The following is a 12,380-nucleotide window of genomic DNA, read 5'->3' on the forward strand; positions in this document are numbered from 1 at the left end:
AGCAAAAATAAAATTAAAATATTTTAATAAATTTCATATGATTGCAAAACAAACCTTTAACCAACCTTTATTAATTTATAATATTTGCTGTGCACTATACGCATTAATAAATTCTTTATTTTTTTGTTTATATAAATAAGGTTTTTATTATAAACAGTCTAGTTGCAAATTTATTTAATATAAAATGGAATTTTATATATGGACTTAAAAAGGCAAATAGAAACAGGTATTAAATTAAGAGGAATAGATAAAGTTTCTCGTATTCCTATTAAAATTTTACCTACCGAAGAATTACCTAAAAAACCTGAATGGATTCGAGCAAAAATAACTGATTTCGAAGAAATTCAACGTATCAAAAATTTATTACGCCAACAAAAGCTACATAGTGTTTGTGAAGAAGCCGCATGTCCAAATCTACCTGAATGTTTTGGTGGTGGTACGGCAACCTTTATGATTATGGGAGATATTTGTACAAGACGTTGTCCTTTCTGCGATGTAGCACATGGTCGTCCAATGCCTTTAGATGAAAATGAACCTAAACATCTAGCTGAGACGGTCGCTAATCTAAACTTAAAATATGTAGTCATTACCTCTGTAGACCGTGATGATCTACACGATGGTGGCGCAGCACATTTTGTGAAGTGTATTGAAGAAATCAGAAACCGTTGTCCAGACACGCTAATTGAAATTTTAGTTCCAGACTTTCGTGGCCGTTTAGAAACAGCACTCTCTACATTAAGCTTATCACCACCCGATGTGTTTAATCATAATATTGAGACAGTACAGCGTTTATATAAAGCGATGCGTCCCGGTTCGGACTATCAGCATTCATTAAATTTATTAAAACGTTTTAAAAAATACTGTCCAGATATCAAAACTAAATGCGGCCTAATGGTAGGGTTAGGGGAAATTGAAGCTGAGGTTATTGCTCTACTCAATGATTTAAAAGATCATGATGTAGATTTAGTGACTATTGGACAATATTTACAGCCCTCTAAATCACATGCCCCTATTCACCGGTTTGTGAATTTACAAGAATTTGAAAGATACACACAGCATGGCAAGCGTTTAGGCTTTAAAAATATCTGGAGTGCACCAATGGTCCGTTCTAGCTATTTTGCCGATCGGCAATATTTCGGTGAACCTTCACCAAAGCCATTTTCAAGAGAGGACGTTTTGTCATAGGACGAGGCGAAATAACAAAACTTACCCAATAGGATAATAGTCAAACTGTTTAAAATTATTTAAGGTAAATGAAATAACAAGGAAATAGTCACAATAAGAAAGCTAAACCTGTTGAGCGGCCACGGATACGCCATTTCAACGATAAAGGAACTTCGATATGGATATGTCAAAACAATTATTATTGCCTTCTACAGACAACCTTCCGTCTTTCTTTAGACCGGAAACAATCTCGGAAACACCTTGTTTAGGAAAAAAGCCGTCACTCGATCTAGATGCGGCTCCTATATTTGATCTAGATCAGGAATGGCAACATTCCTTATTTGGTCGTTCAATCCAAGAGTGCCATAGAAATTTGATGCATATTGCTGAAGATGCAGATATGGCAATTGGGGTAACTGACCCTCATGGTACTTTACTCTGGACATGGAGTAGTACACCTATGCGTTCATCTGCTGAACAAGTCCATTTTGTTGAAGGTGGACAATGGTCAACTCAAGCAGTTGGTCAAAATGCAATTGGTCTTGCCCTAAATACACATTCAGCAAGCTGTGTTTATTCACATGAAAATCAGATGAACAGCGTTAGAGATTGGGTATGTTATGCAGCGCCTATCACCGATGCAAACACAGGTCAGTTTTATGGCATTATGAACTTATCAACTAAGTATCAAAAGCATAATTCACTGGGAATTTTAGCGGTTGAGCGCTGTGCAGATATTGTAAAACAAGCCATTCAACTTCATCAAAAGAACATTTTATATATTAAGGCGCTAGGCACACCTAAAGTTCAATATAACCAACATGGTTTAACACTCACGCAGCGCCAAATCGAAATTTTATGTATTCTTGCTTTATGCCCGGAAGGCATAAACCTAGAAGAGCTTCACTATGCCTTATATGGCGATCGGCCAGTGAGTACCACTACACTAAAAGCCGAGCTTTCACAGCTTCGAAACCTGATTCCCGATGTTATCGAGTCACGACCATATAGACTTAACTGTGAAATTCAATGTGACTTTCTCATGGCTGAACAAGCACTAAACTTAGGTTTTACTGCAACCACTTTAACACTGTATAGAGGTAGTTTTTTAGCCAAATCAGAAAGTCCATTTTTGTGTGCTTGGAGAGATTGCTTTGATGCCCGCTTGAGTCATGTTATCTATCAAATTGATGATGTAGACCAACTATTACGTGTGGTTAGCCGCGTTCCTGACCGTGTTGATGCCGTTGAACGCTTACTTGAGCTTCTGCCTGAAGAAACGCCTTATCGGGCAAAGCTCTTAAAATTGCTTGAATAAAATAAAAGGGAGAATATCTAACAATATTCTCCCTCTTTTAAATGAGATCAAGCAGAGGCTTGCAGCTGTACTCTATAGCAATCATCTAAAGCTAATTCATAATATCGCAGCCCTTCTTCCGCCGCATGAAATGCTTTTTGCTGCCAATCAGGACGTTCATTTGACAACCGCTTAATCAACTCCATGGCTTCATAAGGATGTAAATCATCATAATGAGCATGAGCACGTAACCATGCTAAAGAGCGTTTATCAATAGTGACCTCAGGATGATCTGTATAAGCGTGAATACCTTTATAAACTTGAATAGACCAATCACCTGTCGCCCATTCAATTGCCAAATTGGTCGCAGCCAAACATTCAGCCAAGTTACCGCGATGACTCATATTCCATAAAAAGTGATTCACAGCATTCATTGCAGCTGGGGGCCGCACGCTATCAAGCTGTTCTACAGTTAATCCAAAACCTTTAGCCCAATCACGATACCACTGTAAATGGCGCTCTTCGACCTTAATATTCTGAATTAACCAGTCTCGTGTTTCTGTTACACCTGGTTCTGCAAAAGCAGTTGCTTTAGCTAACGCACCAGCCATATATGACGGGAAATGCGCTACCAATGGATAGAAATTAAGTAAAGCATAACGGAAACTTTCTAGGCTCAATCCCCCATTGGCCATTTCCGTAAAAAACGGATGTTTACTCACCCGCTCCTTCACTGGTAAAAGATCCTCCCAAAACCGCTGAGACCATCCATTATGCGGCGTAATTTCTAAACTCATTCCATATTGATTTAGAGCAGTCATTGCTAATTTTCCTATTTATATGACAGCAATCATCTGTACTTCACGGCTATAAGTCTATCCGAAAATGATAAAGATACAATCTTTAATCGACCATTTGTAATTTTTTCTCAAAGGTTTTGAATCTTTAGATAATTGTGACGCTAATCATTGAAATGTCGTGATTTTTATCACAATAAGGGCCTATAAAAATCATTACTTTTTTAAAAAATCTGTATTATTATTTTTGAATAAACCACACATTATATAACCAATACTTTTAGATGGAACTTTAATAAAACAAGTCGCATTTTATGCCAACTTCCAATATAGAGAGCATTAATTATGAAGTTGCAAGGTTCCAATATATTGGGACAGGAACAAATAGATTTATTAACCACACGCGGATTGAATTTCGTATGGTTTCCAAAGCAACTTGAAACGATCTATCGTTTTCAATATCAAAATGGTGCAGCCTATGAGTTTCGCTATAGAGCACCTATTATTTTAATATTATATTTATTTTTAAGCTTTGGTATATACCAAGTTTTACCAACCGACCAAGTTTTATCCTGGTTAAGCTATTATTCTTGGGTAGGCATAATTGTTTTAATCGCATGGATTTTATCATTTATTAAAAAATTAAATCAGTGGTTTGATTATTATGTCGGAATTGGATCTGCTGCTGCAGTTGCCATAACATTTATTTTAATTAACGTTTTAGAAAATGGCCAAGATAATGTTCTTTTTCATGCAGCAATGATGTATGCAATTGTGATTATCTACGGGGCGGTAGGTATGCGCTTTTATACTGCAATCATTGCAGGATGGGTCGGTGGGCTTGTTGGTATTTTAGTCAGTACCTATGTAAAAGGCGATATAGATTGGACATTTTTGAACCGCACATATACGTTTAGTAGTTTCTTAGGAATGACGCTTGCCTACGCTACAGACCGTCAGCACCGTGAAAACTATTTACAAAACTGTATGATTGAACTCAACCGTATTGAACTCATGCAACAAGCGCAGCAGTTGTCTTTGCTTTCACAACAAGATGCTTTAACCGGACTTGCTAACCGACGTTATCTTGATGAAACACTTGACAATGAGTGGCGTCGTGCACTGCGCCATGAAACACCACTGACTATTATGATGGTTGATATCGACTTCTTTAAACCCTATAACGATACCTTAGGACATCTTAAAGGCGATCAGTGTTTAAAAGATATTGCGACTGCTATTTCTTCAATTGCTGCTCGTAGTGGAGATTTAGTTGCTCGCTATGGCGGCGAAGAGTTCTTGCTGCTCTTCCCTATGACGAATGCACAACAAGCTCAAATTCAAGTCGAAAGATTAATGAATGCAATTAAAAAAATCGCCATTGTTCATCCATGTAGCAGTGTTTCACCATACGTAACCATTAGTGCGGGTGTGGCAACAACAATTCCACGTTTAAATGATTCAATTTCTGCTTTTGTTAGTCGTGCTGATCATGCGCTCTATCAGGCAAAAACAAATGGCCGTAATCAGTATCAAATTGCTGTAAATCAAGAACAAATCGTAGATTTAACCTAATAATTAGTTAGAAGATATATATTTAATTAAAAAATTGCTCTCAATAAAAAAGCCACATACTTTAAATTATGTGGCTTTTTTTACTTAACCAGACCTAGAACTATGGTTCAATTGGTGCAAATGGAGGAACAACATCGGCATTTTGTGCACGATGACGTAAAAAATGATCCATTAGCACAATTGCTAACATTGCTTCCGCAATCGGAGTTGCTCGAACGCCCACGCACGGATCATGACGGCCTTTAGTTAACACATCGGTATCTTCACGATTTAAATTAATGGTTTTACCTGGAGTTGTGATACTTGCAGTCGGTTTTAGTGCAATTGCTACACGAATGGTTTGACCACTTGAAATACCACCTAAAATACCACCAGCATGATTCGCCAGAAAGCCATGACTAGTCAATTCGTCACGTGTTTCATGTCCGAACTGTCCCGCTACAGCAAAACCATCGCCGATTTCAACGCCTTTAACTGCATTAATACTCATCATTGCATGTGCAATATCAGCGTCTAAACGGTCAAAAACAGGCTCGCCCCAACCTACAGGAACTTTCTCAGCTAAAATTTCTAGCTTAGCGCCACAACTTGTACCTTGTTCACGTAAAGACGTAACCAATGCTTCAAAACGAGGAACAGCATCTACATCGCCACAGAAAAAAGGATTATTTGGAACTTCATTCCAATCTAGTTTTTCAGCAACTTCATTACCAATTTGAGTCACATGACCACGAATCAAGACACCAAATTTTTCTGCTAAATATTTCTTTGCAATAGCACCCGCTGCAACACGCATAGCAGTTTCACGAGCACTTGAACGACCACCACCACGATAATCACGAAAACCATACTTTTGTGTATAAGTGTAATCCGCATGACCCGGTCTAAAGGTTTGCGCAATATTTCCATAATCTTTCGATTTTTGGTCTGTATTGCGAATGAGTAAACCAATTGGAGTACCAGTCGTCTTACCTTCAAATACACCTGAAATGATTTCAACCTGATCAGGCTCTTTACGCTGAGTCGCAAATTTTGATGTACCCGGCTTACGACGGTCCAAATCTATTTGCAGATCTTCTTCGGTTAATGCAAGACCTGGCGGCACGCCATCAACAATTGCCATTAAACCAACCCCATGCGATTCACCGCATGTAGTCACACGAAAGAGTTGTCCAATAGTGTTCCCTGCCATACGTACAACTCCTTAAGCTTGTTCTGCAAATAGTTTTCTATAACGACGACATTGTTCAGCAGTCAACGCAAAAATGCCTGAACCACCTTTTTGGAAAGTAAGCCAGTTAAACTCAACTTTATTGAAGTTCTGACGCATAGCCCATTCAGAGTTGCCGACTTCAATTACAATTAAACCATCTTCCGTTAAGTAATCTGCCGCTTGAGCTAACATTTTACGAACCAAGTCTAAACCATCTTGACCTGCTGCTAATGCAAGTTCAGGCTCATGTAAAAACTCTTCCGGTAAGTCAGCCATATCTTCGGCATCAACGTACGGCGGGTTACTTACAATTAAATCGTACTGATTTTCAGCTGGAATTTTGGCAAACAAGTCAGATTCAAGTAACGCAACTTGATATTGTTTATTGTGATGTTCAACGTTAATTGATGCTACTTCTAAAGCTTCTTTAGAAATGTCGGTTGCATCGACTTCTGCATCTGGATAAGCATAAGCTAAAGCCACTGCAATACAACCAGAACCCGTACACATGTCTAAAATACGTTGCGGTGTCTTAGGCTTGCTATTTTCTGGTAAGTTGTTAAGTGCTTCACGCATTTGACCATTTTCATCTAAGCAATATGGTGCAAAACGTTGCTCAATTAATTCTGCAATTGGTGAACGAGGAATAAGCACACGCTCATCGACATAAAATGGCTTATTGAAGAAGTAAGCTAAATTTAACAAATAAGAAGTTGGAATACGCTCATTAATACGACGCTCCAACAAGCTTAAGAATTCTGCTTTTTCACTTGGTAAAAGTTTAGCATCTAAAATCTCTGAGTCTGCTGACCATTCAAGAGATAAGGTTTGTAAAACTAATGCAGAGCTTTCTGCAAAATAATCTTCAGTGCCTTGTCCTAAATGTGCATCATGTTGACGTAATGCTGATACCCCAAAACGAATAAAATCTCGAATTGTTGATAAATTTTCAGCAGCTTCCTGTAAATGTTCAGGGCTAATCGTCGGTCGCTCCACTTAGGCGTCTCCAAAGGCAAATTTTGCAAAGTGACTATTCTACTGAGTGAGACAAAGCAACGCAACGCTTTGCCTTGTGAACCAGTGTTTTACATCTCAATCTGTAATAATCTCAACTTAAAATTAGAATACTTTGTTTTAGTTAAGAAATAATGAAGTTTATAAGTAGTAGTATTGTAGTCTCTAAAACAAAAAAGCGGCCATTATGATTGACCGCTTTTCTTGTTTAGTTGACTTAAAGCTTAAGCTTTTCTGCCACATAGTCTGAATCTTTGTCTCCGCGACCAGAAAGATTCACCACAATCATGGTTTCTTTCAGCAGCTTTGGCGCTTCACGTATTGCCCATGCCACAGCATGTGAGCTTTCGAGTGCAGGAACAATACCTTCAACTCGTGATAGGGTCATAAACGCATCTAAACATTCTTGATCTGTTGCAGTGCTATATTCCACACGTCCTAAATCTTTTAAGAAACTATGTTGTGGCCCAACACCAGGATAGTCCAATCCTGAAGCGATAGAATGCACAGGTAATGGTTCACCAACCTCATTTTCAAGTACATAACATGCCATACCATGAATTTGGCTCGGTTTACCTAATGTTAGGGTTGCCGAATGCATATTTGTGTCTAGCCCATGTCCAGCAGGTTCAACTCCAACAAGTCTTACATCTGGATCATTTAAAAATGCTGTGAAAGCACCGATTGCATTTGAACCACCACCCACACATGCCACCACATAATCTGGATTTTTACCAAAGCGTTGATGCGTCTGTTCTTTAATTTCATTACCGATAATTGATTGAAAATCACGAACCATTTTTGGAAATGGATGTGGCCCAACCACAGAACCAATGGCATAAATAAAGTTTTTAGGGTCTTTTAAATATTCTTCAAATGCGCTATCTACAGCATCTTTTAAGGTTGCTGTACCACGAGTTACCGATACCAAATGAGCACCCAAAATTTTCATTTTGACCACATTTGGGTGTTCTTTTTCAATATCGACTTGACCCATGTGAATTTCACATGGAATACCCACTAAAGCACATGCTGTTGCCAAAGCAACCCCATGCTGACCCGCACCCGTCTCGGCAATCACTTTCTTTTTGCCCATATACTTAGCAAGAAGAGCCTCACCTAAACAGTGATTAATTTTATGAGCACCCGTATGGTTTAAGTCTTCACGCTTTAAATAAATTTGTGCACCACCTAACTGTTCTGAAAGGCGTTTTGCATGAAATAAAGGACTTGGACGACCTACATAATTTGCAAAGAGATCTGATAATTCATTTTGAAACTCTGGTGTATGGCGGATTTCTTCATAAGCAACATTAATTTCATCCATTGCTTCTTTTAAATGTGGAGGAATAAATTGCCCTCCATACTCACCAAAAAATCCTTGCTCATTTGGTAAAGCAATACCATTAATTTGATGTTGCATATCATCCCTCTTTTTAAATTATTAAAGTTATCAAGTTTATCGAGAAAGGTAACGCGTTAAATCTTCAATGCCTTTTAAAGTCATGGGGTACATGTGGTTTTCAAAAATCTCTTTAATCCAACCAATTGTTTGGGTGTAATGCCAATACCCTTCTGTTTCAGGGTTTAACCATGCTGTTTTATCAAAATGCTGACGTAGACGACGTAACCAAACTTCACCTGCTTCATCATTCATATACTCAACCGAGCCACCTACCGATTTCAGCTCATACGGTGCCATACTGGCATCACCTACGACAATTACACGATAGTCACGTCCATAGGTATGAAACAAGTCCCATGTGTTCATGCGAGTCGCTGTTCTTCGGTAGTTATCTTTCCAAACATAGTCATAAAGACAGTTATGGAAATAAAAGTATTCAAGTGTTTTAAATTCAGTTTTAGCCGCGCTAAACAACTTTTCACATTGAGCAATATGAGCATCCATTGAACCGCCCACATCAAACAACATGAGCACTTTAATTCGATTACGACGCTCTGGCACCATTTGAACATCAAGAATACCTTGCTTGGCTGTTTCTCGAATAGTTCCGTCAACGTCTAGCTCTTCGGCAGCGCCTTGGCGGGCAAATTTGCGTAAACGTCGTAAAGCAATTTGCATTTGGCGAGTACCAAGAACTTGGTCATCATCTAGATTTTGGTATTTACGCTGTTCCCAAACTTTAACCGCCGAACGTTTACGGCCCGGTCCACCAATTCTGACGCCTTCCGGATGGTCACCAAAAGCACCAAAAGGTGAAGTTCCACCTGTGCCAACCATACGGTTACCACCTTGGTGTTTTTTATGCTGTTCACGTAAACGCTCTTCTAGCATTTTCATCAGTTCTTCTAAAGAACCCGCTTTTTGAAGCTCAGCTCTTTGCTCTGGTGTTAAATGCTTTTCTAAAAGCTCTAAATCGAACCAGTCTTTTGGTAGTTTATGGACTTGCTTGAGTAATTCATCGATATCAAAGGTTTCTATGCCATCAAAGTAATCTTTCATGGCACGATCGAACTTATCAAAAAAGCGTTCATCTTTAACTAAAATTGTTTTAGCAAGTTGATAGAACTCTTCTTGATCGGCAAAAACTAAACCTTCACTCACCGCACGATTTAAGTCAATCAATTCACGGGTCGTGACTGGAACACCATATTTTCGTAAGGTGTAAAATAACCGCACAAACATGGGTTATTCCCTCCTTTAACGTCGCGACATGAAAGCCAAACGTTCAAGCAGTTGCACATCTTGTTCGTTTTTAATGAGTGCGCCATACAAAGGTGGAATAGCTTTTGATGTATCTCGATTACGTAGTACATCTTCTGGCATATCATCTGCCATAAGCAGACTCAACCAATCGATCAGTTCAGATGTAGATGGGGGTTTCTTCAAGTTAGGAATTTCGCGGAGTTTGAAGAAAACTTGCAGAGCTTCATTTACCAAAGTCGCAGAGATATTTGGGAAATGTACCGAGATAATTTCGCGCATCGTTGCTTCATCTGGAAACTCAATATAGTGGAAGAAGCAGCGACGCAAGAACGCATCTGGTAATTCTTTTTCGTTATTTGAAGTAATAATTACGATTGGACGTTGAGTAGCAGTAATTGTTTCGCCTGTTTCATAAACATAAAAAGACATCTTATCAAGTTCATGTAACAAGTCATTTGGAAACTCAATATCTGCCTTATCAATTTCATCAATTAAAAGCACACATCGCTCTTCACTGGTGAAAGCTTCCCACAATTTACCGGGCTTAATATAGTTCTTAATATCGTAAACACGATCATCACCAAGTTGGCTGTCACGCAAACGAGACACAGCATCGTATTCGTATAAGCCTTGCTGTGCCTTAGTTGTTGACTTGATATGCCAAGTAATGAGTTTTAAACCAAGGCTTTGTGCCACTTGCTCAGCAAGTAAAGTTTTACCTGTACCCGGCTCACCTTTAACCAATAAAGGCTTTTGCAAAGCGCGGGCTGCTTTTACAGCAAGTTTAAGACTATCAGTCGCGATATATTGATCTGTACCGGTAAAATGTTGGGTATCAGCAGACATGTAGAGACCTTATTTTTCTATTTCAATGGTTAGATGGAACGCATGCTTTTGTTTGTTGTATATTTTGACCAACAATAGCCAATAAGCAAACCTAGACCGATTACAAACAGAATTAAGGATAAATTTGACCAGATTAAAGGACTGTCTTTAGTTAACACACCAAACAATAGCCCAAAAATAGCTGGAGCTACAGATGCATTAGGACCTTCCGAAACGGTTGGTGTCACCAAAATGGCAAAAACAACTAACCAGCTTATTGCGCCAAAAGTAGCAGGTAGGCGGCGCATTAAACGCCACCAACACCACAAAGCAATAATAGCGCCAACGCCATAAGCTGTTAAAGCAATGATCTCCTCAGGAACTGCATCGAGAGAAGAAAGTAATTGATTTAGAACTCCAGCTTGATCTTCACGCACCACGTAAGCCCTCTGGTTCAACTGCATTTGGGTTAATTAACCCTTCTGGCGGCATCTGAATAAAGAAACCTTTTGTTTGTAATGAGTCTAGAACATGTAAAACATTTACACGCGCTAATTTACGTGTTGGAGCCAATTCTAAATGCATGACAAACGTTGCACGACCAAATGCTTGTAAAACAGCTTCTGGAACTTTTTCAAACGGATCAGCTTGCTCCGCATCATCAGGATAGTTTGGACGAGCAATATAAATGTACATTTCATCTTTTTTGCTCGATCTATAAATATCACAGTGCATTTCAAATCAACTCTTGAACTAAGGACAGCATACATGAAAAAAAACAACAGACACACGTAGGTTTGTTTACGCATCAGTCGTTTTTTCTTTTCTCGCGAAATATTAACTCACAACAATCATTAAGGTCGATAAATAACTTTTAATTTTCTAAAGTTTTAAATTTTCCAACCTTTATTAACGTATTAATTTTACATAAAAAAGCTTTTTATCAACTTTTACAAAATGAAAAAATTACATTTTGAAAACAATAAACTTAGTCTTAAACAAATTAAAATTATCTTAAAGAATTGAAAATAATAAATTTATTTTCAATAAAAGTTAAAATAAGATTTAAAAAAGATTCAAAGTATGCATACACGATAAGACATTATTTAACCGATTTTAAATTCGAATGTGTTTCAATAATAAAAGATCTTAAAAGAAAATATGGAGGTCTTAACTATGTCTCGTGGCGACAAATCATCTTACACAGCAAAACAAAAGCGTCAGGCTAAACATATTGTTGAGAGTGAAGTAGATAGAGGTCATTCTCAAGAAGAAGCTGAACGTATCGCATGGTCTACTGTCAATAAACAAGATGGTGGCGGCAAGAAAAAATCACATTAAAATTATTACTGGATACTTCTTTAGTTAAGTTAAGGACTAAAGAAGTATCTTATCAATAAGTTAATCAAAAGTTTTAAAAGACTCTTGAGCCCTGCATATAGTCATTACTCACCTGATTTAAGGCACTCAAAATTGTGCTGTGGTTTTCAGTAAGTAAGGCTTCATTTAAATGATTCATGTAATTCATTAATGTTTCTTTAGAAGCTTGTGCAAACTCGGTAGTTACCGCTTCATCTTCATATAAAATGACATAACTACGAGCAAACCCATAAATAAGATAAGCTGCGGCTTTTTCATTTAAATTTGAAGATTGCTTAAGATACTGCTCACACGCATTTTTTAAGTTTTTAAATGCATCTGTACCAGTCGATTGATTTTTGAAAGATGAAAGTATTGTTTGGAAGTTCATATCCATATTCCACTCAAAAAGTAAAGCTACAGAAGAAGCATAAACCTGTCAAACAATATATTGATTTTTATAAATTT

Annotated in this window: 13 protein-coding genes; 4 read left to right on the plus strand and 9 right to left on the minus strand. The window is 38.0% G+C overall.

Annotated elements, in window-relative coordinates:
- The first annotated feature begins 198 nt into the window (after window positions 1-198).
- Together lipA and J678_RS09935 are read left to right on the plus strand one after the other, a co-directional pair.
- Window positions 199-1,185 carry a lipoyl synthase gene (gene lipA / locus J678_RS09930; RefSeq protein ID WP_017392802.1) on the plus strand — a complete coding sequence of 329 codons (987 nt, stop codon included), beginning with the start codon at window positions 199-201 and terminating at the stop codon, window positions 1,183-1,185.
- 157 nt (window positions 1,186-1,342) lie between these two features.
- Complete coding sequence (locus J678_RS09935) at window positions 1,343-2,482, plus strand: helix-turn-helix domain-containing protein (protein WP_000367591.1); 1,140 nt, start codon at window positions 1,343-1,345, stop codon at window positions 2,480-2,482.
- A gap of 47 nt (window positions 2,483-2,529) precedes the next feature.
- Here J678_RS09935 and J678_RS09940 read toward each other — a convergent pair whose 3' ends face one another.
- Window positions 2,530-3,282: a TenA family transcriptional regulator gene (locus J678_RS09940; RefSeq protein WP_017392803.1), complete on the minus strand. Its 753-nt coding sequence runs from the start codon at window positions 3,280-3,282 to the stop codon at window positions 2,530-2,532.
- 321 nt (window positions 3,283-3,603) lie between these two features.
- Here J678_RS09940 and J678_RS09945 point away from each other — a divergent pair, with 321 nt between their 5' ends.
- Window positions 3,604-4,833 (plus strand): GGDEF domain-containing protein, encoded by a 1,230-nt coding sequence (locus J678_RS09945; protein WP_002050016.1) that lies wholly within the window; start codon window positions 3,604-3,606, stop codon window positions 4,831-4,833.
- Between the two features lie 100 nt (window positions 4,834-4,933).
- Here J678_RS09945 and aroC read toward each other — a convergent pair whose 3' ends face one another.
- The 7 genes from aroC to J678_RS09980 all read right to left on the minus strand — a co-directional run bounded on the left by aroC (window position 4,934) and on the right by J678_RS09980 (window position 11,288).
- Window positions 4,934-6,025, minus strand: a complete 1,092-nt coding sequence (aroC, locus tag J678_RS09950; RefSeq protein WP_004708911.1) for a chorismate synthase — start codon at window positions 6,023-6,025, stop codon at window positions 4,934-4,936.
- A gap of 12 nt (window positions 6,026-6,037) precedes the next feature.
- The gene (gene prmB / locus J678_RS09955) at window positions 6,038-7,042 is read right to left on the minus strand and encodes a 50S ribosomal protein L3 N(5)-glutamine methyltransferase (protein ID WP_017392804.1); all 1,005 of its coding nucleotides are present in this window, start codon (window positions 7,040-7,042) and stop codon (window positions 6,038-6,040) included.
- Window positions 7,043-7,277: 235 nt separating this feature from the next.
- Window positions 7,278-8,483: a tryptophan synthase subunit beta gene (gene trpB / locus J678_RS09960; RefSeq protein WP_017392805.1), complete on the minus strand. Its 1,206-nt coding sequence runs from the start codon at window positions 8,481-8,483 to the stop codon at window positions 7,278-7,280.
- Window positions 8,484-8,519: 36 nt separating this feature from the next.
- Entirely contained in the window at window positions 8,520-9,707 is a 1,188-nt protein-coding gene (locus J678_RS09965; protein ID WP_000498059.1) for a vWA domain-containing protein, read from the minus strand.
- Between the two features lie 15 nt (window positions 9,708-9,722).
- Window positions 9,723-10,574 (minus strand): AAA family ATPase, encoded by an 852-nt coding sequence (locus J678_RS09970; protein WP_002049937.1) that lies wholly within the window; start codon window positions 10,572-10,574, stop codon window positions 9,723-9,725.
- A 29-nt stretch (window positions 10,575-10,603) separates the two neighbouring features.
- The gene (locus J678_RS09975; RefSeq protein WP_002050047.1) at window positions 10,604-10,990 is read right to left on the minus strand and encodes a hypothetical protein; all 387 of its coding nucleotides are present in this window, start codon (window positions 10,988-10,990) and stop codon (window positions 10,604-10,606) included.
- A complete protein-coding gene (locus tag J678_RS09980) occupies window positions 10,983-11,288 on the minus strand; it encodes a YcgL domain-containing protein (RefSeq protein ID WP_002049830.1) in 306 nt (101 codons plus the stop codon). The genes J678_RS09975 and J678_RS09980 overlap by 8 nt, the downstream gene beginning before the upstream one ends.
- Window positions 11,289-11,729: 441 nt before the next feature.
- Here J678_RS09980 and J678_RS22975 point away from each other — a divergent pair, with 441 nt between their 5' ends.
- Window positions 11,730-11,894, plus strand: a complete 165-nt coding sequence (locus J678_RS22975; RefSeq protein WP_000086293.1) for a hypothetical protein — start codon at window positions 11,730-11,732, stop codon at window positions 11,892-11,894.
- Between the two features lie 73 nt (window positions 11,895-11,967).
- Here J678_RS22975 and J678_RS09990 read toward each other — a convergent pair whose 3' ends face one another.
- Window positions 11,968-12,309: a hypothetical protein gene (locus J678_RS09990; RefSeq protein WP_017392806.1), complete on the minus strand. Its 342-nt coding sequence runs from the start codon at window positions 12,307-12,309 to the stop codon at window positions 11,968-11,970.
- Between the last annotated feature and the right edge of the window lie 71 nt (window positions 12,310-12,380).

The organism is Acinetobacter sp. 1424608 (assembly GCF_000588255.1).
GTDB lineage: Bacteria > Pseudomonadota > Gammaproteobacteria > Pseudomonadales > Moraxellaceae > Acinetobacter > Acinetobacter nosocomialis.